The 26,561-nt window shown below is 70.7% G+C and carries 16 protein-coding genes and 1 pseudogene; 10 read left to right on the forward strand and 7 right to left on the reverse strand.

The window, feature by feature from the left end; all coding sequences use genetic code 11:
• Positions 1 to 6: 6 nt before the first annotated feature.
• Positions 7 to 3,000 carry a BTAD domain-containing putative transcriptional regulator gene (locus OG456_RS20675; RefSeq protein WP_266563120.1) on the reverse strand — a complete coding sequence of 998 codons (2,994 nt, stop codon included), beginning with the start codon at positions 2,998 to 3,000 and terminating at the stop codon, positions 7 to 9.
• A gap of 165 nt (positions 3,001 to 3,165) precedes the next feature.
• Between OG456_RS20675 and OG456_RS20680 the strand changes: the two genes are divergently transcribed.
• The 7 genes and pseudogenes from OG456_RS20680 (at position 3,166) to OG456_RS20710 (ending at position 12,761) form a co-directional block, all read left to right on the forward strand.
• Positions 3,166 to 4,416, forward strand: a complete 1,251-nt coding sequence (locus tag OG456_RS20680) for an amidohydrolase family protein (protein WP_266563122.1) — start codon at positions 3,166 to 3,168, stop codon at positions 4,414 to 4,416.
• A gap of 62 nt (positions 4,417 to 4,478) precedes the next feature.
• Complete coding sequence (locus tag OG456_RS20685) at positions 4,479 to 5,357, forward strand: TIGR03619 family F420-dependent LLM class oxidoreductase (protein WP_266569356.1); 879 nt, start codon at positions 4,479 to 4,481, stop codon at positions 5,355 to 5,357.
• A 26-nt stretch (positions 5,358 to 5,383) separates the two neighbouring features.
• Positions 5,384 to 6,163: an SDR family NAD(P)-dependent oxidoreductase gene (locus tag OG456_RS20690; RefSeq protein WP_266563124.1), complete on the forward strand. Its 780-nt coding sequence runs from the start codon at positions 5,384 to 5,386 to the stop codon at positions 6,161 to 6,163.
• Between the two features lie 145 nt (positions 6,164 to 6,308).
• Positions 6,309 to 7,427, forward strand: coding sequence for an LLM class flavin-dependent oxidoreductase (locus OG456_RS20695; RefSeq protein ID WP_266563126.1), 1,119 nt, complete (start codon positions 6,309 to 6,311; stop codon positions 7,425 to 7,427).
• 217 nt (positions 7,428 to 7,644) lie between these two features.
• Positions 7,645 to 9,378: pseudogene (locus OG456_RS20700) on the forward strand (amidohydrolase family protein); the annotation flags it as partial.
• A gap of 89 nt (positions 9,379 to 9,467) precedes the next feature.
• Complete coding sequence (locus OG456_RS20705; protein WP_266563128.1) at positions 9,468 to 10,934, forward strand: aldehyde dehydrogenase family protein; 1,467 nt, start codon at positions 9,468 to 9,470, stop codon at positions 10,932 to 10,934.
• Positions 10,935 to 11,189: 255 nt separating this feature from the next.
• Positions 11,190 to 12,761, forward strand: coding sequence for an APC family permease (locus tag OG456_RS20710; RefSeq protein ID WP_266563130.1), 1,572 nt, complete (start codon positions 11,190 to 11,192; stop codon positions 12,759 to 12,761).
• Positions 12,762 to 12,820: 59 nt separating this feature from the next.
• Here the strand turns inward: OG456_RS20710 and OG456_RS20715 are convergent, their stop codons facing one another.
• On the reverse strand, positions 12,821 to 14,401 hold the full coding sequence (locus tag OG456_RS20715; protein ID WP_266557237.1) for an IS1182 family transposase: 1,581 nt from the start codon (positions 14,399 to 14,401) through the stop codon (positions 12,821 to 12,823).
• 85 nt (positions 14,402 to 14,486) lie between these two features.
• Positions 14,487 to 16,022, reverse strand: coding sequence for a CehA/McbA family metallohydrolase (locus OG456_RS20720; protein ID WP_266563132.1), 1,536 nt, complete (start codon positions 16,020 to 16,022; stop codon positions 14,487 to 14,489).
• A 166-nt stretch (positions 16,023 to 16,188) separates the two neighbouring features.
• Between OG456_RS20720 and OG456_RS20725 the strand changes: the two genes are divergently transcribed.
• Positions 16,189 to 17,019, forward strand: a complete 831-nt coding sequence (locus tag OG456_RS20725; protein ID WP_266563134.1) for an LLM class F420-dependent oxidoreductase — start codon at positions 16,189 to 16,191, stop codon at positions 17,017 to 17,019.
• Positions 17,020 to 17,130: 111 nt separating this feature from the next.
• Positions 17,131 to 19,728, forward strand: a complete 2,598-nt coding sequence (locus OG456_RS20730) for a bifunctional FO biosynthesis protein CofGH (protein ID WP_266563136.1) — start codon at positions 17,131 to 17,133, stop codon at positions 19,726 to 19,728.
• Positions 19,729 to 19,783: 55 nt separating this feature from the next.
• On the opposite strand, the gene OG456_RS20735 is transcribed toward OG456_RS20730, so the two are convergent.
• Both OG456_RS20735 and OG456_RS20740 read right to left on the reverse strand, forming a co-directional pair.
• Positions 19,784 to 21,223: an FG-GAP-like repeat-containing protein gene (locus tag OG456_RS20735; protein ID WP_266563138.1), complete on the reverse strand. Its 1,440-nt coding sequence runs from the start codon at positions 21,221 to 21,223 to the stop codon at positions 19,784 to 19,786.
• 174 nt (positions 21,224 to 21,397) lie between these two features.
• The gene (locus OG456_RS20740) at positions 21,398 to 22,477 is read right to left on the reverse strand and encodes a tyrosine-protein phosphatase (RefSeq protein WP_266563140.1); all 1,080 of its coding nucleotides are present in this window, start codon (positions 22,475 to 22,477) and stop codon (positions 21,398 to 21,400) included.
• 262 nt (positions 22,478 to 22,739) lie between these two features.
• Here OG456_RS20740 and OG456_RS20745 point away from each other — a divergent pair, with 262 nt between their 5' ends.
• Positions 22,740 to 23,879, forward strand: a complete 1,140-nt coding sequence (locus OG456_RS20745) for an ADP-ribosylglycohydrolase family protein (protein WP_266563142.1) — start codon at positions 22,740 to 22,742, stop codon at positions 23,877 to 23,879.
• Between the two features lie 59 nt (positions 23,880 to 23,938).
• On the opposite strand, the gene OG456_RS20750 is transcribed toward OG456_RS20745, so the two are convergent.
• A complete protein-coding gene (locus tag OG456_RS20750) occupies positions 23,939 to 25,525 on the reverse strand; it encodes a sodium:solute symporter family protein (RefSeq protein WP_266563144.1) in 1,587 nt (528 codons plus the stop codon).
• A 208-nt stretch (positions 25,526 to 25,733) separates the two neighbouring features.
• Positions 25,734 to 26,516 carry an SDR family oxidoreductase gene (locus tag OG456_RS20755; RefSeq protein ID WP_227295319.1) on the reverse strand — a complete coding sequence of 261 codons (783 nt, stop codon included), beginning with the start codon at positions 26,514 to 26,516 and terminating at the stop codon, positions 25,734 to 25,736.
• Positions 26,517 to 26,561 lie beyond the last annotated feature (45 nt).

Here is a 26,561-nt window from a genome sequence, read left to right on the forward strand (position 1 = left end):
GCGGTCTCAGACTGCAGGGGTCGGAGAGAGCAGCCCTCGGACTTCGCCGGCCTGGACGGCGGCACCTGTCGCCTCGTACAGGGAAAGAGCCTCGCGCCAACAGACGCGTGCGCGGTCCACCTGGCCGACGCTGACGAGGGATCGCCCAAGCGTGGTGAGGATTCCGGCGCGTGAGCGGTCGCCTCCCACAAAGCCTGTGGCGAGAGCCTGTTCGGCGTGCTGAGCGGCCGACGTTGGACGCTTCTCCGCGAGATGGGCCTGCGCAATCCGGAAGTGAGTGGTGCCCTCCCAGAGTCGCTGACGGTTCTTTGTGAAAATCTGCAGTGCCTCAGCGAGCTCGTCCAGGGCATCGGACGACCGGCCGGCCTGAATCAGGGCAATGCCCAGCGCGTATCGGGCATTCGCCAACCGCAGTGTGCGCCCAATGCGGTTGTAGATGTCCACCCCCTCCCGGGCGAGGGAGATCGCATTGGTCGAGTCCCCCATGGAGGCGCGAAGGCGCGAGAGATTGCATACGGCGCTGGCTTCTGCAGGGAGGTTGCCGTCGGAGCGCGAGCCGTCTATTGCCTTGCGAAGATGATCCTCCGCCTCGGCGTGCTTCCCTTGGATGAAAGCGATGATCCCGCGATCGTTGCTCGACCAGTAGAGAGGTGCGACGTCGTCGGCTGACGCGGCAGACAGTGCCGCTTGACGTGCCTCGTCATCCGCCTCGTCATACCGGCCCGCCACGAGGTGGACGTTGGTGAGTGTCGTCCGGGCTCGCCCCTCTGCTCGTGCATCGTCGGCAGCAGTTGCGGCTTGCCTGGCTGCATGAGCGGCTGACTCATACTGCTTGGCATTCGCGCCGGACTCCGCCAAGTCTTTGGCCGCCCACAGAAGGTCGACGGCCTGACGGAGTGTGGCGCCTCCTGAGGCTTGTCGAGCGCAGGCCAACAGGGAGTTGGCCTCGGTGTACAACCAGTCGAGGGCGTCATGACGGTCGTGGAACTCGATGCCTGTATAGCGAGTGGGCGCCAAGTGATCCACGACGCGATCCCCCGGCCGCTCAATCGCATAAACCCTGGCCGCCGTTGCCAGATAGAAGTCCAGCAGCCGAGACATCGCCGCCTCCCGCTCCTCCGGCGGCAGTTCGTCCCGCTCCGCGCACGCACGCGCGTAGAGCCGGACCAGGTCGTGGTAGCGGTAGCGGCCGGGGGCCGCGGACTCCAGTAGGGACGTGTCGACCAGCGACTCCAGGAGGTCTTCCGTCGGTTCGACCGGGAGGGCCAGGACTGCCGCCGCCGCCGCGAGGGAGATGTCCGGGCCGTCCGCGAGGCCCAAGAGGCGGAAGGCGCGGGCCTGGGCCGGCTCCAGCTGGCCGTAGCCCAGTTCGAACGTCGCCTTGACCGCCAGGTCGCCCGCCTGGAGTTCGTCCAGGCGGCGGCGCTCGTCGGCGAGCTTCGCGGCGAGGACCGAGACCGTCCACGTGCGCCGCGCCGCCAGGCGCGACGCCGCGATGCGGATGGCGAGGGGGAGGAAGCCGCACGCGGCGACCACGTCGAGGGCCGCCTCCCGCTCGGAGGCGACCCGTTCCGCGCCCACGATCTTCGTGAAGAGCTGGAGCGCTTCCTCCGGCGACATCACGTCGAGGTCCACGAGATGCGCGCCCACCAGGTCGACCATGCGGACGCGGCCCGTGATGAGCGCGGCGCAGCCTTCCGTGCCGGGGAGCAGGGGGCGGACCTGGGCGGCGTCGCGGGCGTTGTCCAGGAGGACGAGGACGCGGCGGCCGTCGAGCGTGGAACGGTAGAGCGCCGAGCGTTCTTCCAGGGAGTCGGGGATCGCCGAGTCGGCCGTGCCGAGCGCGCGCAGGAACGAGCCGAGGACCGTCTCCGGTTCGGCCGCGCGCGGGCCGGCGCCCTGGAGGTCGACGTACAGCTGGCCGTCGGGGAAGGACGGGCGGGCGGCGTGGGCCACGTGGACGGCGAGTGTCGTCTTGCCTACGCCGCCGATTCCGGCCACCGCCGACACCGCCATGACCTGGCCCTCCCCGTCGGGGGAGGACGCGGAGGCCAGGACGTCGCGCAGTTCGGTCACGAATGATGCCCGGCCGGTGAAGTCCGGCACTGTTGCCGGGAGTTGCGCGGGGCGGAGCGGGCTCGCCGAGGGTTCCGTCGTCGGTGCGGACGGTTCCGCGAGCGCCGGGTCCGCCTGGAGGATGCGCTGCTGGAGTTCGGCGAGGCCGTGGCGCGGGTCGACGCCGAGTTCGTCGGCGAGGAGACGGCGCGTGTCGGCGTAGACGGCGAGGGCCTCGGCCTGGCGGCCGGAGCGGTAGAGGGCCAGCATGAGGAGCTCGCGCAGGCGTTCGCGCAGGGGGTGAGCGGCGGTGAGGGCGGTGAGTTCGGAGACCGCCTCCGCGTGGCAGCCCTGCTCCAGGTCCATGTCGAGGCGGGATTCGAGCAGGCCGAGGCGCCATTCCTCCAGGCGGGCGCGCTGTGCCTCGGCGTAGGGGCCGGGGACGTTCGCGAGAGGCTCGCCGTCCCAGAGGGCCAGTGCCCTGTTGCAGAGTTCGCGTGCCTTGCACAGGTCCCCGGCGCCCCGGGCCTTCTCCGCGTCGGAGCGCAGCGCCTCCGCCGCGGCCAGGTCGAGCGCGTCGCCGCTCACGGAGCGGATCGCGTAACCGCCGGCCTCGCTGACGAGGACGCCGGGGTCGAGGATCTTGCGCAGTCGGGAGGCGTACGTACGGACGGCGGCGAGGGCCTGCGAGGGGGGTTCGTCGCCCCACAGGGCGTCGATCAGCTCGGCGGCGGTCGCGGTGCGCCCCTCGCGCAGCAGGAGCGCCGCGAGCAGGGCGCGCTGCTGGGGGGAGCCCGTGGTCAGGGGCTCGTCGCCGCGCCAGGCGCGCACCGGGCCGAGCACACTGAAGCGCAGGCCCTCCGTGGCCTCGGGCAGCTCACTGCTCCCGGTGCTTTTGGAGGTCCCGGCGTACCGCTGCTCCGGTACTCGCGGTACACCGTCCATCGCTGCCCCCTGCCGCACGCGTCGGATCCAAAGACGACGAGGCCAGTTTGCCTTGTTCATGGCGGATGCGTCAGCCACGCGAGACAGCCATCACAGACACCTCACCTCATGTCCCCGCCGTCCGGAGAGCTGACGGGTCGTCAGATCGGCGCTACCGTGGTCGACATGGAGACCAAGGAGACCAAGGAGAGCCCGCAGGGCTTCCCCCGGATCATTTCGGTGGATGACCACACTGTGGAACCGCCCGGCGTCTGGCAGGACCGCCTCCCGGCCAAATACCGCGACGAAGGTCCGCGCATCGTGCGCGCGCCCCTGAAGGAAATGACGTTCCTGGGCGGCAAGTTCGCGCCGGTCATGGGCGCGCCCGGGGACGAGGGGCCGATCGGCGACTGGTGGGTCTACGAGGACCTGCACCGGCCCCTCACCCGCCTCGACACCGCCGTCGGCTACGACCGTGACGAGATCAGGCTCGAGGTCATCACGTACGAGCAGATGCGTCCGGGGTCGTACGACGTGCCGGCCCGGCTGGCCGACATGGACGTCAACCACGTCCAGTCCGCGCTCTGTTTCCCGACCTTCCCGCGCTTTTGCGGGCAGACGTTCACCGAGGCCAAGAACCGTGAACTCGGGCTGCTCGGCGTGCGCGCGTACAACGACTGGATGGTGGAGGAGTGGTGCGGGCCGCAGGCCCAGGGGCGGCTCATACCGCTCACCCTCGTCCCGCTGTGGGACGCCGAGCTCGCCGCGGCAGAGGTGCGGCGCAACGCCGCCCGGGGCGTGCGGGCCGTCGCCTTCTCCGAGATACCGCCGCACCTGGGCCTGCCGTCCGTCCACACGGACGAGTGGGACCCCTTCCTGCGGGCCTGCGACGAGACCGGCACCGTCATCGCGATGCACATCGGGTCGTCCAGCAAGATGCCGTCGACCTCGCCCGACGCGCCGCCCGCCGTCGGCTCGACCATCACCTTCGCCAACTGCTGCTTCTCGATGGTCGACTGGCTGATGAGCGGCAAGTTCGAGCGCTTCCCGAACCTGAGGATCATGTATGCCGAGGGCCAGATCGGCTGGATCCCGTACATCCTGGAGCGCGCGGACGTCGTCTGGGAGGAGAACCGCGGCTGGGGCGGCGTCGCCGACAAGGTCCGCAAGCGGCCGTCCGAGTACTTCGCCGACCACGTCTACGGCTGCTTCTTCGACGACGCGTTCGGACTCAAGAACCTCGACGCGATCGGCGTCGCGAACGTGCTCTACGAGACCGACTACCCGCACTCCGACTCCACCTGGCCGAAGTCCAAGGAGGTCGGCGAGGCACAGATGGGGCACCTGGACGCGGATGTCGTCGAGCGCATCGTGCGCGGCAACGCCATCGACCTGCTGGGGCTGACCGACGACGGACTCTGGGCGGGACAGCGGTGAGCGGCCGGGCGCCGGGGCGTCTGACCTACGGCATCCAGCTCCCGGTCCAGTCCCAGTCCACGATGTACGCGGAGAGCTGGGAGGCCGGGGCAGGCGCCGCCGACCTCGCCGAGATCGCCCGCACCGCAGACCGCACCGGTTTCGACTACATCGCCTGCTGCGACCACGTAGCCATCCCGCGCCGCCTCGCCGACGCGATGAGCACCACCTGGTACGACCCGGTGGCCACGCTCGCGTACCTCGCGGGCATCACGGAGAACGTGCGCCTCATGAGCCACGTCGCGATCGTCGGCCTGCGCCATCCGCTGGCCGCGGCCAAGCAGTACGCCACCCTCGACCATCTCTCCGGAGGCCGGCTGATCCTCGGGGTCGGGGCAGGGCACGTACAGGAGGAGTTCGACGCACTCGGGGTCGACTTCGCGCGGCGCGGGGCCGTGCTCGACGAGGCCGTGGACGCGCTGAAGGCGGCGCTCGGGCCGGAGGAGTATCCGTCGTTCAAGGGGGAGCGGTACGCCTTCGAAGGGCTCGGACAGCGGCCGCGTCCCGCGCAGAGCCGGGTCCCCGTGTGGGTGGGCGGCTCCTCGGCCCCGGCGGTGCGCCGCGCCGCCGTGAAGGGGGACGGATGGCTGCCGCAGGGGGACAGCCGTGAGCAACTGCCGGGACAGATCGCGAAGCTGAAGCGGCTGCGGGAGGAGGCGGGTGTCGAGGCTCCCGTCACCGTGGGCGCGATCGCCGAGCCTCTGTACGTGGGCGTCCCCGCGTGGCACGTCGGGCGGCGCACCCTGTCCGGCGCCCCGCAGGCCCTCGCCGAGTCGCTGCGCGCGTTCGGCGCGATGGGTGTGGACCAGATCCAGGTCCGGTTCCGCTCCCGGAGTCTCGGTGAACTCACCGACCAGATGGCGGCGTTCGCCGCCGACGTCGCACCGCACCTGAACGACTAGGCACCTCAGAGACTAGGAGTACCGGCATGGGCAAGCTGGACGGGCGCGTCGTCGTCATCACGGGCGCGGCGCGCGGGCAGGGCGAGCAGGAGGCACGGCTGTTCGCCGTGGAGGGCGCCAAGGTGGTGCTCGGGGATGTCCTCGACGACCAGGGCGAGGCGCTCGCCAAGGAGATAGGCGGGCTCTACGTCCATCTGGACGTGAGCCGCGAGGGCGACTGGACGGCCGCCGTCGCCGCCGCGAAGAAGGCGTACGGGAAGATCGACGGGCTCGTGAACAACGCCGGGATCCTGCGGTTCAACGAGCTGGTCAGCACGCCCCTGGACGAGTTCCAGCAGATCATCCAGGTCAACCAGGTGGGGGCCTTCCTCGGGATCAAGACCGTCGCGCCCGAGATCGAGGCCGCCGGCGGGGGCACGATCGTGAACACGGCCTCCTACACGGGGGTGACGGGCATGGCATACGTCGGCGCGTACACCGCCACCAAGCACGCGATCGTGGGGCTGACGAGGGTGGCGGCCCTCGAGCTGGCCGCGAAGAAGATCCGCGTGAACGCCGTGTGCCCCGGTGCCATCGACACCGCCATGAGCAATCCCTCGCAGCTGGACCCGGGCGCGGACACCGAGGAGGCCTCGCAGGCGCTCGACGAGCTGTACCGCAAGCTCGTGCCGCTGGGGCGGGTCGGGCAGCCCGAGGAGGTGGCGCGGCTCGCGCTGTTCCTGACCTCGCAGGAGGACTCCGCGTACATCACGGGCCAGCCGTTCGTCATCGACGGCGGGTGGCTGGCGGGCGTCAGCGTGCTGTGATCCCGCATGATCTGACGCTGCATCAGGTATTGACGCTGTGCGGGCACGGTGAAACAGTCGGCACATCGAATCTGACGGTACGTCAGAAAGAGCGCAGGAGCTTCTGACGCAGCCGCCGGTCACAGACAGGGGACGGTGAACCTCCTTGGAATTCGGGCTCTTTGTACAGGGATATGTGGGCAAGCGGGCCGAGACCGACCCGCTCGCCGAGCACAAGGCGCTGATGGAGGAGACCGAGTACGTCATCCAGGCGGACAAGTCGGGCTTCAAGTACGCCTGGGCGTCCGAGCACCACTTCCTGGAGGAGTACTCGCACCTCTCCGCCAACGACGTCTTCCTCGGCTACCTCGCCCACGCCACCGAGCGCATCCACCTCGGCTCCGGCATCTTCAACCCGCTCGCCCAGGTCAACCACCCGGTGAAGGTCGCCGAGAAGGTCGCCATGCTCGACCATCTCAGCGAGGGGCGGCACGAGTTCGGCAGCGGGCGCGGCGCGGGCAGCCACGAGATCCTCGGCTTCATCCCCGGCGTCACCGACATGAACTACACGAAGGAGATCTGGGAAGAGACCATCGCCGAGTTCCCGAAGATGTGGCTCCAGGAGGAGTACGTCGGGTTCAAGGGCAAGCACTGGCAGCTGCCGCCGCGCAAGATCTTCCCCAAGCCGTACGGGAAGGCGCACCCCGCCATGTGGTACGCGGCCGGCTCCCCGCCCTCGTACGCGATGGCCGCCAGGAAGGGCCTCGGCGTCCTGGGCTTCAGCGTCCAGAAGGTCTCCGACATGGAGTGGGTGCTCGAACAGTACAAGTCGAACATCGGCAAGGCGGAGCCCGTCGGGGCGTTCGTCAACGACAACGTCATGGTGACCTCGACCGCGATCTGCGCGCCGACCCACGCGGAGGCCGTACGGATCGCCGCGACCGGCGGGCTGCACTACCTCCAGTCGCTCGTCTTCCGCTACCACGACACGTTCCCGCGCCCCGAGGGCTTCCCCGTGTGGCCCGAGACGCTGCCCGAGTTCAACGAGGAGATCATCGAACTCCTCATCGCCGAGGAGCTGCTGATCTGCGGCGACCCGGACGAGGTGCTCACGCAGTGCAAGCGGTGGGAGCAGGCGGGCGCCGACCAGCTGTCGTTCGGCATGCCGATCGGCATCTCCAAGGAGGACACGCTCCAGTCGATCAAGCTGATCGGCGAGCACGTCATCCCGAAGATCGACACGGATCCGGTGCACCGGACGACGCGCTTCCGTGAGGCCGTCTGATCCCGCCCGGCCCATGGACCGCCCCGGCCCCTCCTTTCCCGGACGGGGGCCGGGGCCCCTGGGGGTTGCGGGTCATGGGTGACCGACACGGGGCTGTGCCCCGGACCCCCTGTCGCCCTTCGGGCTCGTCCTCAAGCGCCGGACGGGCCGAACGGCGTCCGCACCCCGGAGCGACGCGAACTCGCCAGTACTCACCCTTCAGGAGGGGGACGACCTCGTGCTCGACCACCTGATCAAAGGAGCGACCGTAGTCGACGGGACGGGAGCCCCCGCCTACGTCGCCGACGTGGGGATACGCGACGGGCGTATCGCCGTCATCGCCGAGCCGGGGGCCGTGACCGAGCCCGCCGCGGGCAGTGAGGACGCACGCGGGCGGATCCTCGCCCCCGGCTTCGTCGACCCGCACACCCACTACGACGCCCAGCTGTTCTGGGACCCGTACGCGACGCCGTCCCTGAACCACGGGGTGACGACCGTCGCGGGCGGCAACTGCGGCTTCACGCTCGCCCCGCTGCACCCGGAGCGGCCCGAGGACGCCGACTACACGCGCCGGATGATGTCCAAGGTCGAGGGCATGTCGCTGGTCGCGCTGGAGGAGGGCGCGCCCTGGACGTGGAACTCGTTCGGTGAGTATCTCGACGCCCTCGACGGGCGGATCGCCGTCAACGCCGGCTTCATGGTCGGGCACTGTGCCCTGCGCCGGTACGTGATGGGCGCGGACGCGGTCGGCGGGCAGCCGACGCCCGAGCAGCTGGAGCAGATGCTCACCCTGTTCCACGAGGCGATGGACGCGGGCGCGTGGGGGTTCTCCACCACCCAGTCGTCCACGCACTCGGACGGTGACGGGCAGCCGGTCGCGTCACGGCACGCGCGGCCCGAGGAACTGCTCGCGCTGAGCCGCGCCGTCGCCGAGCACGAGGGCACCCAGATCGAGGCGATCGTCGCCGGGTGCCTCGACCAGTTCAGCGACGCCGAGATCGACCTGTTCGTCGAGATGAGCGCGGCCGCCGGGCGGCCCCTGAACTGGAACGTCCTCACCATCGACGCGGCCGTCCCCGAACGGGTGCCGCGCCAGTTGATCCCCAGCGAGCGGGCCCGCAAGGCGGGCGGCCGGATCGTCGCGCTGACCATGCCGATCCTGACCCCCATGAACATGTCGCTCGGCACGTTCTGCGCCCTGAACCTCATCCCCGGCTGGGGCGAGGTCCTGAACCTGCCCGTCGACGAGCGGATCGCGAAGCTCCGCGACCCGGACGTGCGCGCCGAGATGCTGCGGCGCGCGGACAGCAAGGAGGCCGGCGTCTTCCGGCGGCTCGCCCACTTCGGGCGGTACGTCATCGGGGACACGTACTCGGAGGCGAACGAGGGCCTGACCGGGCGCGTGGTGAACGACATCGCGGCCGAGCGCGGGCAGGAGCCCTTCGAGTGCATCGTCGAGATCTGCGCCAACGACCGCCTGCGGACGGTCCTTTGGCCCATGCCCAGCGACAACGACCCGGACTCGTGGGCCCTGCGCGCCGAGACCTGGAGCCACGAGGACGTGCTGCTCGGCGGGTCCGACGCGGGGGCTCACCTGGACCGGATGTGCGGGGCGCCGTACACGACGCGCTTCCTCGGGGACTGTCTGCGCGGGCGGAAGCTGGCCGGGATCGAGGAGGCGGTGAAGATGCTCACCGACGATCCGGCGCGGCTCTTCGGGCTGCGTGACCGCGGCCGGATCGAGGAGGGCTGGCACGCGGACCTCGTCCTGTTCGACCCCGAGCGGATCGACGCGGGCAAGGCCACCCTCGTCCACGACCTGCCCGGCGACAGCCCGCGCCTCGACTCGAAGGCGATCGGCATCAACGCCGTGTGGGTCAACGGCGTCGAGGTCATCCGGGAGGACGTCGTGACGGGGGCCGTGCCCGGCACCGTGCTGCGGTCCGGACGTGACACCAGGACGGTGAGCACGCTGCATGTTCCCGGGGGACAACCCCCGGGCCCCCGGCCGGACAAGCGGGCGGCTCGGGGCGCTGCGAGCGAGACCTCGGAGGGGGCCGAATGACGGACGCGCAGAGGCTGTTCATCGGCGGCGAGTGGACCGAGCCGGACGGCGGGCACTACGAGGTCGTCGACCCCGCGTCGGAGGAGGTCGTCGGGCTCGCCCCCGAGGCGTCCCGCGCACAGGTCCACGACGCGGCGTCGGCGGCCCGCGAGGCCTTCGCCTCGTGGTCGCGTACGAAGCCGGAGGAGCGCGCCGCGATCCTCGACCGGGCCGCCGACGTGATGCAGCGCGACTTCGCGGCGAACGCGGAGCTGGCGCAGGCGGAGAGCGGCGCGACGAGCGGGACCGCGCGCGGGATGCAGGTCGCGGTGGGGGTGGCGCGGTTCCGCCGCTATGCGAAGGGCGCGCTCGAACCGGTCGAGCAGGGGCTGCCGCCGCAGATCAACGAGGCGGGGCCCATGGGGAAGGCGGGCGTGCTCGGGGCGCTCGCCGTACGGCAGCCCGTCGGCGTCGTCACCTGCATCACGTCGTACAACAACCCGTGGGCGAACCCGGCCGGCAAGGTCGCCCCCGCGCTCGCCATGGGGAACACGGTCGTCGTGAAGCCTGCCCCGCAGGACCCGCTGTCGGTGTACCGGATGGCGGCCGCTCTCGAGGAGGCGGGGGCGCCGCGCGGTGTGGTGAACGTGGTCAGCGGGACGGCTGTGGACGTGGGCGAGGCGGCCGTCGACTCGCCGGACGTCGACATGGTCAGCTTCACCGGCTCCACCGCGGTCGGCCGGCGCATCGGCGAGGTGTGCGGGCGCGGCATGAAGCGGCAGCTGATGGAGCTGGGCGGAAAGGGCGCGGCGCTCGTCTTCGACGACCTGGACGAGGCGGGCCTCGCCTCGGCGGTCTCGGGGATCGGCACGACGTACGCCTTCTACAGCGGGCAGATCTGCACGGCGCCGACGCGGGTGATCGCACAGCGCGGGGTGTACGACGCGCTCGTCTCGAAGCTGGCCGCGTACGTCGGCTACATGAAGGTCGGCGATCCGAGGGCGCGGGGGACGGTCGTCGGGCCGGTGATCTCGGCGGCGCACCGCGACCGCGTCGAGTCGTACGTCGAGCTGGGCCGCAAGGAAGGGGCGCGGGTCGTCGCGGGCGGCGAGCGGCCCGCTCTCGACAAGGGTTTCTACGTCGCCCCGACGCTTCTCGCGGACTGCACGAACGACATGCGGGTCGTGCGGGAGGAGATCTTCGGCCCGGTCGTGGTGGTCGTGCCCTTCGACGACGAGGAGGAGGGGGTGGCCCTCGCCAACGACAGCGAGTACGGGCTCATCGACTACGTGTGGTCGGGGGACGTGGCGCGGGCGTTCCGGGTGGCTCGGCGGCTGCGGGCCGGCGGGGTCGGCGTGAACACGGTCGGCCGGAACATGGAGGCGCCTTTCGGCGGCTTCAAGCAGAGCGGGGTGGGCCGGGACGTGGGCTCGTACGCCCTGCACGCCTACAGCGAGCTCCAGTCGATCGTGTGGCAGGGGTGACGGGATGGGGGTTGCGGGGGGACGGCGGGGTAACCGCCGGAAACATCACACGGAAAATTTTGAACCCGGCAAATCGGGCGCTGCTGCGATTACCGAATATCGGACGTCGTCGGTGATTCCTTCCGATGAATGGGGTTAACCTGAAGATGCCTTGAGGGTGTGGGATGGTTGCGTGAATCGGCCATCGATTCAAAGGTGGCCGGTTTCATCTCTTGTCCCCCTTATGCGGAAACCGCAGCATTTAACGTCCTGTTCATGACTCAGCTGGACGCGCGGCCGACAGAAGCTGCCCACGACACGGCAGGCGGCGCCCCCGACGGGGGCGTCCGCAGCAAGGGCCTCGGCGGGAACTCCGTCGGGCTGGTCGGCAGCGCGGTCATCGGTGTCTCGACCGTGGCGCCCGTCTACTGCCTGACCTCGACGCTCGGCTCCACCTCCGGTGAGGTCGGCCTCCAGATGCCCGCCGTGTTCCTGGCCGGGTTCCTGCCGATGCTGCTCGTCGCCTTCGCGTACCGCGAGCTGAACAAGGCCATGCCGGACTGCGGCACGTCCTTCACGTGGACCGTGAAGGCCTTCGGCCCGCGCGTGGGCTGGATGTGCGGCTGGGGCCTCGTCATCGCGACGATCATCGTGCTGTCCAACCTGGCCGGCGTCGCGACGTCGTACTTCTGGCTCCTCGCGGGCGAGATCACCGGCAACACGTCCATCGGCGCCCTGGACGACAACAAGGCCGTCCACATCGTCACCTGTCTCGCCCTGATCGCCGCGGCGACCGCGATCAGCTACCGCGGCATGACGGCGACGAAGGGCGTTCAGTTCACCCTGGTCGGCCTCCAGCTCGTCGTGCTCGCCGTGTTCGTCGTGATGGCCGTCGTCAAGGCGGGATCGGCGGACTTCCCCACGTCCGTGCCGTTCTCCTGGACGTGGCTCGACCCGTTCTCGGTGAAGTCGTTCGGCGCGTTCACCGCGGGCCTGTCCCTGTCGATCTTCATGTACTGGGGCTGGGACACCTGCCTCACCGCGAACGAGGAGACCATCGGCAGCGAGAAGACGCCCGGCCGCGCCGCCCTCATCGCGATGGTCGTCCTCGTCGGCTCCTACCTCGCCACCGGCGTCGCCGCCCAGATGGTCGTCGGCTCCGGCGGCAAGGGCCTCGGTCTCGCCAACCCCGCGACGTCCGACAACGTCTTCGCCGCCCTCGCCGGCCCTGTCATGGGCCCCACCCTCGGCATCCTGCTCTTCGTCGCCGTCCTCGCCTCTGCCGCGGCCAGCCTGCAGACCACGTTCATCCCGGTCGCCCGCACGGTCCTCGCCATGGCGACGTACGAGGCGCTGCCCGCCTCCTACGCCCGCGTCCACCCGCGCTTCAAGACCCCGGGCCGCGCCACGGTCACCGCGGGCGTCGCCACCGGCGTGTTCTACACGGTCATGACGCTGGTCTCCGAGCACGTCCTCGTCGACACGATCTACGCGCTCGGCCTCATGATCTGCTTCTACTACGCGCTCACGGCGTTCGCCTGCGCCTGGTACTTCCGCTCCGAGCTGCTGCGCTCGCCCCGGGACTTCTTCTTCAAGGCCCTCTTCCCGGTCCTCGGCGGCGTCCTGCTGTCCGCCGTGTTCGTGAAGACCCTCGTCGACATGTGGAACCCGGCGTACGGCAGCGGCTCCTCCGTCCTCGGCGTCGGCTCCGTCTTCGTGATCGGTGTCGGCCTGCTGCTCGTCGGCTTCGTGATCATGCTCGTGATGGGGCGGCGCAGCCCGGCGTTCTTCCGCGGCGAGGTGCTGACGCGGGAGACGCCGGTGCTGGTCGTCGAAGACACGCCCTAGAAGACTCATGAAGATCTTGCTGAGGGGTTGTCCGGCCGCAGGCCGGGCGGCCCCTCCGGCTATGTATTGACCGGGGTGAGGTGCCAGGTTCCGTTGGTTCGGGTGAGTCCGAGGTTGATCAGTCGGCGGAGGTTGAGGGCGGCTGCTCGGGTGTGGAGCCAGGCGTCGTTCTTGATGGTGCCGCGGTAGCGGAGTTTGCGGTTGTTGTGGTGGACGAGCCAGGCGACGGCGCGTTCGACTGGTGGTCTCCAGCGCCGGTAGTCAGCCTGCCAGTCGGGATCGGTGGCGGTCTGGTGGCGAGCGGCGGCGAGCAGGTCGTGGTGCGGACGGATGGTCAGGATCCGCCCGGCCTTGGCCTTGGTGCACCGCTCACGAAGGGGGCATCCGGCGCACACGTCCTTGAACGAGGCTTTGCGCTGGTGGTGCTGCCCGGCGGGAGCGGATAAAGGGACGGTGTGTCCGGCGGGGCAGGTCACGGTGGCGGCGCCGGTGTCGATGATGAAGTCGTCGAGGGTGAAGCCGCCAGGGACGGCGGGCCGCAGTGGTGCGGGTTTGAGGAACAGCCGGTGACCGGCAGTTTCGAGGCTGTGGCGGGCGTCGCCGGTGGAGTAGGCGGTGTCACCGAAGGCGTCAACGGGCTCGTCCTCGTCGGTGAGCAGGTCGATTCCGACCATCGCCTCGTGGTGCTCGGGACCGGCTCCGGGCCGCAGGGCGACGGCGGTGTATAACCCGGTCTCGGGCTCCATGGCGAGGTGGGCCTTGAAGCCATCCTGTTGGTGGGTGCGGGTCTTGTGCACGTGCCGGGCTTCGGGGTCGACAGTGGAGACCATCCGGTTTGGTGCGGTGCCCTGGGTGATGCGCCAGCGCCCGTCGCGGCCGTCGGAGTCCTCGGCGGGCTCCACGTCCTGACCTGCGACCAGGGCCAGGATGCCGACCGCGTTCGCGGCCTTCTCGTCGAGCTGCTGCTCGGGCAGATGGCCCAGCAGCCGCAGTGCGTCACCGACCAGGGCGTCGACCAGGTCGGCACGGGCCTGCTCGTCGTTCCAGGCGATCCTCGGCTTGCCCGGGTCGTTGTAGTCGTGCGCGGTGCACTGCACGGCTGCCACCTCGCCGGCCCCGGGGACTTCCCGGATCACCGCCCGGATGGCGGCGATGATCTGGGTGACGGTGTCCTGGGTGGCCACCGCGTCGTCCAGCACAGTGGAATCCAGCGCCCGGCGGTGCTTGCCCTTGAGGACACCGGTGGCCTTCACGACCTCACGCACAGCCTCGAATACCCGGTTCGGCCGGGCGGAACGGGCCAGCCGGCGGCGGAAGTAGGCCAGCAACGACGGATCGAACGCCATGTCATGAAGGCCCAGTCCACAGGCGGCCTTCCACCGCAGGTCGCACCGCAGCTCCTGGACCGTCTCGAAGTCCGAAAGCCCGTGCAGGGCCTGTAGCGTGATCGAAGCGGCCAGGATCTGCGGCGGCATGCTCGGCCGCCCGTTCGCCGACGGGTACATGTCCGCAAACATCTCCGCTTCGAACAGCGCGCTGCGATGCTCGGCCAGGAACGCGAACACACTCCCTGCCGGGATCAAATCCCGGCAGGTCTCCCATACATCCGGCCCGATCGTCTCCCCGGCCCATTCCCCCATCACCACAACAAACAGTCTGGCCCCGCCGCTCACGCGGCGGGGCCAGAACCCAAGATCTTCATGAGTCTTCTAGCCCCTCTGGGCCTTACGTGCCGAGGAACACCGGGTTCGTGAACGCCGTGAGCGCCGGCAGGCCCGGGACGGTCGGCGCGTGCCGGACCTCGGCCCGTACATAGGCCGCGTACGACGCCGTCGTGCGCCACTCGGCCGTGCCCGACCCGGACTCGGGGAGCGCCGGCGCGGTGAACAGCGTGCCCTGGTCCGTGACCACGTGGAGCGTGCAGCCCGGGGCGCCCTTGACCTCCAGGCGGACGGTGACCGGCGCGTCGGGGTCCACGTGGAGGCGCTCGCCGATGCCCGCGTGCTCGCCGCGCGAGCCGGACGCCGTGAACGTCAGCTCCACGGACTTCGACTCGGCGACGTACGAGCGGCCCGCCTTGATGCCCGCCTGGATGGCCTCCCGGGTCAGGTCGTCGGCGAGGACCACCGTCTGCGGGCCGCCGATGCGGTCCGGGTCGCGATGGGCGTCGCTGTTGCCCATCGCGGGGATCCACCGACGCGAACCGCGCGCGGCCGCCACCAGCGTGTTGTCCCAGTCGGCCAGGGAGATCTCGTCGTCCGCCGTGTACGGGCCGTTCCACACCTCGACGGCGTCCGCCTCACCGAAGCCGAACTTCCAGTTGCAGCCGATGCAGGTGGCGTGCGGATGCGCCGGCACGACCAGGCCGCCGGCCCGGCGGACCTCGCGCGCGTACGTGCCGAAGCGGTTGTCGCGGGCGCGGTAGCGCCAGTCGACGAACGTGCCCGGGTCCGTGCCGAGCGCCACCACGTGCCCGTTACGGGTCGTGATCTCCTCGCCCAGCATGATGAGCAGGTCGTCGCCCGCCTGGTCGGCCCAGTGGGCGTGCGACGAGTGCGTGTTGTGGTCGGACGAGTTGATGAAGTCCAGGCCCGCCGCGCGCGCGAGCGCCGCGATCTCGGCGGGCGTGCGCCTGCCGTCCGAGAACCACGAGTGGAGGTGGCAGTCCCCGCGGTACCAGGCACGGCCCCGGCCCTTGGCGCGCGAGGGCGGGTACACCGGGTGAGGCGTCCGACCCTGCTCGCCGTACGTGAGCGTGACGGTCAGCTCGTACGGGAGGCCCTCGGGCGCCACTGTGTACGGGCCGAGCGCGATGTGCCAGGTGCCCGCGCGGACCGGCCCCGGGATGTAGCCGGGCGTCGCGTCGTCCGCCCGTACGAAGAACTCGGTGCGCGCGCCGCCCGACCAGCCGCGGAAGCCCTTCCCGCCGAGTTCGGTGCCCCGTTCGTCGAACACCCCGATGTCCAGGGCGTTGTTCTGCGTGCCGGCCGGGACGGTCGCCTTCGTGTAGGTGTACGAGACGTGGATCTCGCGGACCCCGCGCGGCACCTCGACCGGCACGTACACGAAGTCGGGCGCGCCGGGCGGCAGCGTCCCCTTCACGGTCTGCGTCGTCTTCGTAGCCTTCGTTCCGTCCGCCGGTGTGCGGCCGTCGGCCGCGCTCGCGAAGCTCACACTGCTCAACGTAAGCGCGGTGGCCGCTCCCGTCACGAACAGCGCGCGTCTGCCCATGCCGGTCGTGGTGTGGTCGTCCTCGCACATGCTGCGGCTCCCAGGGTCCTGTGACGTTCCGTCTGTGACGTGGGTGGTCCATGCAACTCTGGTATTGAGCCGTGAACTCCCCTGTAAGGGAAGGGGATCGGAGTCTTACGTCTGTCCGCCCGGGGAGTCCATGGACTCCTGGGGGGCGGGCCGGTAGTAATGCCCCATGCGGATCTCGACCACGATTTTCCTGACCGACGAGACCATCACGCCCGTGCGGCTCGCACGTGAGCTGGAGCAACGCGGGTTCGCCGGGCTGTATCTGCCCGAGCACACACACATTCCGGTGGAGCGGGCGACGCCGTATCCGGCCGGGGGCGACCTGCCCGCCGAGTACGGCCGCACCCTCGACCCGTTCGTCGCGCTCGGGCAGGTCGCCGCCGTCACCGAGCGGCTCGGGCTCGGCACCGGCATCACGCTGATCGCCCAGCACGACCCCATCGACCTGGCGAAGCAGATCGCCACCCTCGACCACCTCTCCGGCGGCCGTTTCACGCTCGGCCTCGGCTTCGGCTGGAACGTCGAGGAGGCCGCCGACCACGGCGTCGAATGGCGCACGCGGCGCGAGCTCGGCCGGGAGCGGATGGGGCTCATGCGGGCCCTGTGGGCGCAGGAACCGACCGCGTACGACGGTGAGTTCGGGGTGTCGGTGCGGGCCAGCCACGCCTACCCGAAGCCGGTGGGCGGCGCGCCCCGCACGCTGATCGGGGGAGCGGCGGGCCCGAAGCTGTTCGCGCACATCACGGAGTACGCCGACGGCTGGCTGCCCATCGGCGGGCGCGGCCTGACCGAGTCGATGCCCGTGCTGCGGGCCGGCTGGGAGGAGGCGGGCCGCGACCCGGCGGACCTGCACGTCGTCCCGTACGCGGTCCTGCCGAGCCCGGGCAAGCTCGCGCACTACGCGGAGCTCGGCATCGACGAGGTCGTCCTCCAACTGCCCCCGGCGGACGAGACATCGGTCCTCAAGATCCTCGACGAATACGGGCAGTACCTGTAGGCAGTCTCTTCAGGACGGGCGGCGGGCGCAGGTGAAACGTGTACGCCGCGTGATCCCGCGCACGTCAGCGCGGCGCAGACGTCGCCGGTGGGCGCTCGTATCCTCGGGAGCATGACTGATCCGGAGGCTGTACGACCCACTGCCAACGCGATGCGCCGCGCGTTGAAGCGGTCCCGCGACGGCGTTGCCCTCGACACGGCCGAGGCGGCGGTCCTGCTCCAGGCCCGCGGCGACGACCTGCGGGACCTGACGGCATCCGCCGCGCGCGTGCGCGACGCGGGCCTGAAGGCCGCGGGCCGCCCGGGCGTCATCACATACTCGAAGAAGGTCTTCATCCCGCTGACCCGGCTGTGCCGGGACAAATGCCACTACTGCACGTTCGTGACCGTCCCCGGCAAGCTGCGCCGGGACGGCCACGGGATGTACCTGTCGCCGGACGAGGTCCTCGACATCGCCCGCCGCGGCGCCGAGATGGGCTGCAAGGAGGCGCTGTTCACGCTCGGCGACCGGCCCGAGGACCGCTGGCCCGAGGCCCGCGAGTGGCTGGACGCGCACGGGTACGACGACACGCTCGCCTATGTGCGCGCCATGGCGATCCGGGTTCTGGAGGAGACGGGACTGCTCCCGCACCTCAACCCCGGCGTCATGACATGGACCGATCTCCAGCGCCTCAAGCCGGTCGCGCCGTCCATGGGCATGATGCTGGAGACGACGGCGACGCGCCTGTGGTCCGAGCCGGGCGGCCCGCACCACGGCTCGCCCGACAAGGAACCCGCCGTCCGGCTGCGGGTCCTGGAGGACGCGGGCCGGTCGAACGTCCCGTTCACCACCGGCGTCCTCATCGGCATCGGCGAGTCCTACGAGGAGCGCGCCGACTCCCTCTTCCAGCTGCGCCGCATCCAGCGCAGCTACCACGGCATCCAGGAAGTCATCGTCCAGAACTTCCGGGCCAAGCCGGACACGGCGATGCGCGGCATGCCGGACGCCGAGCTGGAGGAGCTCGCCGCGTGCGTCGCGGTCGCCCGCCACATCCTCGGCCCCTCCGCCCGCATCCAGGCCCCGCCGAACCTGGTCGACGAGGAGTACGCGCTCCTGATCGGCGCCGGCATCGACGACTGGGGCGGAGTGTCGCCGCTGACCCCGGACCATGTGAACCCCGAGCGCCCCTGGCCGCACATCGACGAGCTCGCCGCGAAGACGGGCGAGGCGGGCTTCGAGCTGCGCGAACGCCTGACGATCTACCCGGAGTTCATCGAGCGCGGCGAGCCGTGGCTCGACCCGCGTCTCCTGCCGCACGTACGGGCCCTCGCCTGTGCCGACACCGGCCTCGCCGACGAGGACGCGCGCCCCGAGGGCCTGCCCTGGCAGGAGCCCGACGAGGGGTTCACGGCCACCGGCCGCACGGACCTGCACCGCACCATCGACACGACGGGCCGCACGTCCGACCGGCGTGACGACTTCGACGACGTGTACGGCGACTGGGAGGCGCTGCGCGAGCAGGCCGCGCCCGGCATGGTCCCGCAGCGCATCGACGGTGACGTGCGCGCCGCGCTCGCGACGGCGGCCGACGACCCGACGAAACTCACCGACGACGAGGCGCTCGCCCTGCTGCACGCGGACGGCCCGGCGCTCGACGCCCTCTGCCGCGTCGCGGACGACATCCGCAAGACGGTCAACGGCGACGACGTCACGTACATCGTCACGAGGAACATCAACTTCACGAACGTCTGCTACACCGGCTGCCGTTTCTGCGCCTTCGCGCAGCGCCGCACGGACGCGGACGCGTACACGCTCTCGCTCTCCCAGGTCGCCGACCGGGCCGAGCAGGCGTGGGACGTGGGCGCGGTCGAGGTGTGCATGCAGGGCGGCATCCACCCCGACCTGCCGGGCACGGCCTACTTCGACATCGCGAAGGCGGTGAAGGAGCGCGTCCCCGGTATGCACGTGCACGCGTTCTCCCCGATGGAGGTGGTGAACGGCGCGACGCGCACGGGCATGTCGATCCGGGACTGGCTCACCGCGGCGAAGGAGGCCGGCCTCGACTCCATCCCCGGCACGGCGGCCGAGATCCTCGACGACGAGGTCCGCTGGGTCCTCACCAAGGGCAAGCTCCCCACGGCGACGTGGATCGAGGTCATCACGACGGCCCACGAGCTGGGCATCCGCTCGTCGTCGACGATGATGTACGGGCATGTGGACCAGCCCCGCCACTGGCTCGGCCACTTCCGCACGCTGGCCGGCATCCAGCAGGCCGCCCTGTCCAAGAACGTGGGCGGTTTCACGGAGTTCGTGACGCTCCCGTTCATCCACACCAACGCGCCGGTCTATCTGGCGGGCATCGCGCGTCCGGGCCCGACGACCCGCGACAACAGGGCCGTCACCGCCATGGCGCGCGTCCTCCTGCATCCCCACATCCCGAACATCCAGACGAGCTGGGTGAAGCTGGGCACGGAGGGCGCCGCGGAGATGCTGCGCTCGGGGGCGAACGACCTCGGCGGCACGCTGATGGAGGAGACCATCTCCCGTATGGCGGGCTCCAGTTACGGCTCGTACCGCTCCATCAAGGACCTCGTCACGCTCGCGGAGGAAGCGGGCCGCCCGGCGAAGCCGCGCACGACGCTGTACGGGGAGGTCCCGCCGGAGCGGCAGCACGCGGCGACGGCCTCGGACGGCCACCTGCCGGAACTGCTGCCGGTACTGGGGGACTGAGCGGGATCACGCGCGAGGGGGTGGGTGAACCCATGGGCTCACCCACCCCCGTCCGTCAGTGTCCGATGAGGTCCTGCCCCAACTGGGCGTTCTTCTCGGGGACATGGACGGCGGCGGCGCCGAACGACGTGATGCCGCTCGTGGTGAGCCCGCCGGTGGCCCCGCGCAGCACCCAGGCGGCGCCGGAGTCGGCGTACGTGCCGTCCTCAAGGGGAGCGGTGGCCGTCAGGTCCGCCTTGCCGTCGCCGTTCAGGTCGGACAGGAGGACCTTCTGGCCGAAGCCGTCGCCCGTCTCCGAGGCGCCGGGCACCGCGGTCGTGGACTGGTTGAAGGCCTGCGAGCCGGTGCCGGACAGGCCGCCGCGGCCGCCCTTGAGCAGGACGACGCTGCCGGCGTCCTTGATGTTGCCGATGGCCTCGCCGGGCACGCCGACGGCGATGTCCGCGTAGCCGTCGCCGTTCACGTCACCGGCGGAGATGTCGGTGCCGAACATGTCGCCGCTCTCGCCGACCCCGGGCACGCCGGCCGTGTCCTGCGTGATGGTCTTCGTGCGGGTCGTGGACGGCCCGTCCGCGGTCCCGTACATGACGAGGAGGGTGCCCTTCTCGTACGGGATGTCCTCGTAGTTGTCGCCGATGTCGTGGACGACGAGGTCGCCGTACCCGTCACCGTCGACGTCGCCGACGGCACCGCGGAACGACGACGTCAGCGACTTCGCGGTGTGGCTGACACCGGACTTGCCGCCCTTCCAGAACTTGCTGGCGTACGCCGACTCCTCGAAGCCGTGGCTCGTCACGATGTCGTCGGCGCCGTCCCCGGTCATGTCGCCGACGACGATGTCGGCGGGCCCGAAGGTCTGGCTGGTGGCGATGGAGTCCTGGCTCGCCGGCTTGCCGCTCGCGCGGTCGAAGGGGCCGTAGGAGATGGTCATCCCGGCGGCGTCGTCGTCCGGGTCGTCGCTGCGCGGGTAGTCGTCGGTGACGAGGTCGCGGTGCCCGTCGCCGTTGAAGTCGCCGACGGCGAACATCCCGGTCGACGTGGGCAGCGCGACACTGCCCTGCCCGCTCAGCCCGGCTGCCGAACCCCACAGCACGACGCTCGGCGCGCCGCCGAGCCCGGCGACGACGAGGTCGGTGTACGAGTCCCCGTCGAGGTCTCCGCTGGTGACGCGCTCCCCGAAGTAGCCGCCCTCCTCGGCGGCCCCGGGTATCCCGGTGGTGGAGCGGGTGAAGACCTTGGCGTGCGCGATGTCCGGCCCGTTCTTCCCGCCGTAGACCACGGAGACGGCCCCGGCGTTCTCCTTGCCGGACACGGTCGCGCCCGGCGCCCCGAGCACGAGGTCCTGGTACCCGTCGTGATTGAAGTCGGTGGCGGGGACGCGAGGCGGAACGGGTGTGGCAGCGGCGGCGGTACCGGCGGCGGATACGAGGCCGAGCGGCACGGCGAGCGCGGTGACGGCGAGGGCTGTGACGAGTGTGCGGCGCACTGTTCCCATCCTTCTTGGTGTCCTGTGGGGGTGTTCTTGGTTACGTGAAGAAAGACGGGCCGCCGAAGGAAAACGTTGTACGCGCCCCGGAGTACGTACGTCCCAAGCCTGTAACAGGGCATGCGGAGGCCCTCGTTCGGGATGTGTGTCCCGAACGAGGGCCTGAACGCGGAGGGGACTCCGTCAGCCGACCAGCAGGTCCTCGCGCAGGTCGCGTACGTCGCGGTGGCTGAGGCCGAGGGCCTTGTCCAGGTAGCGGTCGAACGTGCCGTATCGGCTCGTCACCTCCTGGAAGCCCGAGTTCAGGTACTCGGGGCGGACGTCCAGCATCGGCTTGTACACGGCGGCCTGCGCGGGCGGCATCGCGGCGAGCGTCGCCGCGTTCTCCTTCGCGCGGTACGTGTTGCTGGCCAGGTAGTCGTCCATCACCGTGTCGCGCGGCACGCCGAGCGCGGTCAGGAGCGTGGCGTTCGCCCAGCCCGTGCGGTCCTTGCCGGCCGTGCAGTGGAACAGCGCGTTCGCGCCGTCGGCGTCCGCGATGCCGTGGAGGACCGTGGTGTAGGCCTGCTGCGCGGTCGGGGCGGAGACCATGGTCTTCTCCGCGTCCACCATCAGCTGGGCGGAGGCCTCCGGCGACGCGGGCAGGGCGGACAGGCCCCCGAGGTCGCCGAGCACGTCCGCGACGACGTAGCGGGAGCCGGCGGGGACGCGGTCGGGCGCGGAGGTGCGCTCCTGCTGCGTACGCAGGTCGTAGTCCACGGAGATGCCGAGGCGCTTCAGCTTCGCCAGGTCGCTGTCCGTGAGCTTGTCCAGGGACGCGGTGCGGTAGATCTCGCCCATCCGCACCCAGTGCCCGTCGGTGGTGCGGTAGCCGCCCGCGTCACGGAAGTTGACCGCGCCGTCGAGGCGTATCTCGCGGTCGGCGAGATGCAGGCCCTGGCCCCGGTCGGGGACCAGGTCGAACCACTGGCGGTCGGCGGCGGGCAGGCCGCGCACGGTGACCTTGCCGGACGAGCCGCCGGAGGCGACGATGCGGCCGCCCGCGCGGACCGCCACGTGCCGGACACGGGGTGCCTTCCACTCGACCGTGTAGGAGGAGCCGTCCTCGGACGCCGTCACGGTCGCCGCCGTGAACGGGATGCGGTGCTGCGAGCTGTGCCCGTGAGAGGCGGGGCGCGCGGCGGCGACGGGTGCGGAGAGGCCCACGAGGAGCGCGGCGGCCAGGGCGTACGAGGAGGCCCTGACACGAGTCATCTGCGTCATGACGCGGATGTTCCGGGTGTCCGGCGATGCGTGAGCCAACGCACGGTGAACGTCGCACATCCGACGGACGTGAGCGGCGGCGCACCGCAGGTCCCCGGGCCGCGTCCCGGGACATCGTCCGGTTTGCGGAAGAAAAGCGGGTGAATTGGCCTCAAGGGCGACTTCGCCTGTGCCGCTTCGGCTCTCAACCGCGTACGCCCCGTCGATTACAGTGCTGCGCAGTCGTCGCACGCGTAACGAGACCCGGAGGGGAGAGCTCCCCGTGGCAGCCCCACTGACCCCCAAGCAGGGGGGACCCTCATCGGCCGTATGGGGCCGCGCCGAGCAGCAGGATTTCCGCAGCCGGGTCCGTGGCACGCTCATCGGGGCCGCGCTCGGCGACGCCCTCGGGGCGCCGCTCGCCGAGCTCTCCCTGGAGGAGGTCAGGGCCGCGCACGGTCCCCAGGGACTGACGGACCTCGCTCCCGCGTACGGGCGCCGAGGCGCCGTCACCGCCGCGACCCAGCAGGCGCTCTTCACGGTGGACGGCCTGATAAGGGCGCAGGTGCGGCGCGACACGGGCGCCTGGCATCCCCCGACCGACGTGCACCGCGCCTATCTCCGCTGGGCGGCGACCCAGCGTGACTGGGGCCCGGACGAGCGGCGCAAGGAGGACGGCTGGCTGGCCCGCGAGGAGTGGCTGTACTCGCGCCGCGGCCCGTCCCGCGACTGCCTCCTCGGACTCGGCAACGACGTCATGGGGACCCTGGACAAGCCGAAGAACGTGGCCGCCGCCGGGTCCGCGGCGGCGGCCCGCTCGGCCCCGTTCGGGCTGCTCGTCGGCTGGGAGCCGCAGCTCGTCTTCCAGCTCGCCGCCGAGTGCGCGGTCCAGACGCACGGCGCCCCCGCGGCCTACCTCTGCGCGGGTGCGTACGCGGTCGTGGTGCACGGACTCGCGCGCGGCGAGAGCCTCGACGGCGCCGTGCAGCGCGCCCTCGTCCTGCTGGCCGCGCGCCCGGGGCACCAGCCGGTCACGGACGCGCTCAAGCACGCGCTCGGCGCGGTCCGCCAGGGCATGCCGTCGGCCGCCCGTGTCGACGAACTCGTGGGTGACGGGCTCGCGGAGGGCGTGCTCGCCGTGGCGGTGTACTGCGCCCTCGTGGGCGAGGACATACGGCACGGACTGTGTCTCGCGGTGAACCACGGCGGCCCGTCCGAGGCGACCGGGGCGCTGTGCGGGGGCCTGCTCGGCGCGCTGCACGGGGAGACCGCGCTGCCGCCGGGCTGGGTGACCGAGCTGGAGGGCCGCCCCACGGTCCTGGAGCTCGCCGACGACTTCGCGATGGAGATGACGCAGGGGCCCGCCCTGCACAGCCCCGCGGCCTCGTCGCCGGGGTGGCTGGCCCGCTATCCGCGGGCGTGAACGCCGAAGCGCCGGACAGGCTGTGATCAGCCCGCCCGGCGCCCGGTGAGGAACAAGCGCTACGAGAGCCGGCCGGGCGGCTGCGAGCCGACCGCCCCGTCCTGCGGCTCCGCCGGCGCGGGAACCGCCGCCGCTCCGGTGGACCCGTCGTCGTCCGTGTTGATGCGCTCGATGAGCGCGTCCCGCTCCGGGGTGTCCTCCGGCTTGAGGTAGCCGATGAGGATGTAGAGCACGAGCGAGACGGCCAGCGGGATCGACACCTGGTACTCGAGCGGCACCCCGCCCTCGACGTTCCAGCTGATCGGGTAGTTGACCAGCCAGAAGGCGAGCAGACCCGCGGCCCAGCTGGTGAGCGCCGCCGTGGGGCCGGACTTGCGGAAGGTGCGCAGCAGACCCAGCATCATCGGGATCGCGATCGGGCCCATCAGGCCCGCGACCCACTTGATGACGACGGTGATGATGTCCTTGAACGTGGGCGAGTTGACCTGGGTGGCCACCGCCATGGACAGACCGAGGAAGACCACCGTGGTGAGGCGGGCGGCGAGCAGCCCCTTGTTCCCGACCCACTGCTCCTTCGCCTTCTTCGAGACCGCGGGCGCCACGTCACGGGTGAAGACGGCGGCGATGGCGTTCGCGTCGGAGGAGCACATGGCCATCGTGTGCGAGAAGAAGCCGACGATGACCAGGCCCAACAGACCGTGCGGCAGGAGCTGTTCGGTCATCAGGCCGTACGAGTCCGAACCGTCCGGCTTCTGCGCGTGCACCAGGAGCGGCGACACCCACATGGGGAAGAAGAGGACGACGGGCCAGACCAGCCAGAGGATCGCCGAGAGGCGGGCCGAGCGCGTGGCCTCGCGGGCGGAGCCGGTGGCCATGTAGCGCTGGGCCTGGTTGAGCATGCCGCCGTTGTACTCGAAGAGCTTGATGAAGAGGAACGCCAGCAGGAACACAGTGCCGTACGGGCCGACGAGCGGCTTGCCGTGACCCGCGAGCTCGGGCTCGTCCCAGACGCCGAAGATGCCGCCGAACGGGCCGAGCTTGGAGACGACGGCGACGAACATGGCGACACCGGCGATGAGCTGGATGATGAACTGCCCCAGCTCGGTGAGCGCGTCGGCCCACAGTCCGCCGATGGTGCAGTAGATCGCCGTGATGACGCCGGTGATCAGGATGCCCTGATTGATGGAGATGCCGGTGAAGACGGACAACAGGGTGGCGATGGCGGCCCACTTGGCGGCCACGTCCACGATCTTCAGGAGCATGCCGGACCAGGCGAGCGCCTGCTGGGTGCCCAGGTTGTAACGGTTCTTGAGGTATTCGAGCGGCGACGCCACGTGCAGCCGTGACCGCAGCCGGTTGACACGCGGCGCGAACAGCTTCGCGCCGATGGCGATGCCGAGCGCGATCGGGAACGACCACGTGACGAAGGACGTCACGCCGTAGGTGTACGCGATGCCGGCGTATCCGGTGAACATGACGGCGCTGTAGCCGGACATGTGGTGCGAGATGCCGGACAGCCACCAGGGCATCTTGCCGCCGGCGGTGAAGAAGTCGGAGACGTTGTCCACGCGTTTGTGGGACCAGACGCCGATCGCGATCATCACGCCGAAGTAGCCGATGAGCACGGCCCAGTCGAGACTGTTCATTGAGCCCCCTCCAGGGGTCTGGTCCTACTTATGAACGCCGTTCATGGTGTGGGGAGCCGAAGGGCCAGGACAACGCACCGGATGGTCAAGGGACAGTAAAATCGTTCTACTTATTGACCTGTGTTCATGTCTGTGAATAGAGATGGGGGCAAAAAGGACCGCACGGCGGTGGGTGCCGTGCGGTCGGATCCTGGCTGGTGGCTCGGAACTACCGCATCAGCTCACCCGCGTTGACCAGAAGCGACTGGCCGGTGATGGCGCGCGCCCGGTCGGAGGCGAGGAACACGGCGGCGTCCGCCACGTCCCCGTCCGTGGCCAGTTCGGGCAGCGCCATCCGCTCGGTGAGCCGCCCCAGGACCTCGTCCTGCGATACGCCCTCGGTGTGCGCGGTGAACTGGACGTACGCCTCGACCGGCGGCCCCCACATCCAGCCGGGCAGCACGGTGTTGACCCGGATGCGGTGCGGGCCGAGCTCGCGGGCCATGGAGTACATGGCCGAGGTCAGCGCCCCCTTCGAGGCCGCGTACGCCGCCTGCCACACCTGGGAGGGCGCGGCGACGGCCGACTGTGTGCCGATGACGACGACGGAGCCGCCCCGCTCCTTGAGCGCCGGCAGACAGGCCCGGGTCATGCGCAGCGTGCCCAGCAGGTTCACGTCGATGACCTGCTGCCACGTCGAGAAGTCCGCGTCCTCCAGGCCGCCGAAGTAGCTGTCCCAGGCGGCGACATGGACCACGGCGTCGACCCCGCCGAACCGCTCGCGCGCGAGCCCCGCGAGCGCCTCGCACTGGCTCTCGTCGGTGATGTCCGTCGCCGCGTACGCGGTGTGCGTGCCGTCCGGGTCGATCTCGGCGGCCGACTTGGCGAGGTTCGCCTCCGTGCGCGCGCCGAGTACGGCGTTGCCGCCGTCGCGGACCACGGCCGCGGCGACCTGGTGGCCGAGCCCGGCCCCGACCCCCGACACGACCACTGTCTTTCCGTTCAGGAGCATCCGGTCGCCTCCCGGCTATGGCAGTTCTTCTGACGGGGCGTCAGA

Origin of the sequence: Streptomyces sp. NBC_01446, from assembly GCF_026340095.1 — a bacterium.
GTDB classification, from domain to species: Bacteria; Actinomycetota; Actinomycetes; order Streptomycetales; family Streptomycetaceae; genus Streptomyces; species Streptomyces aureus.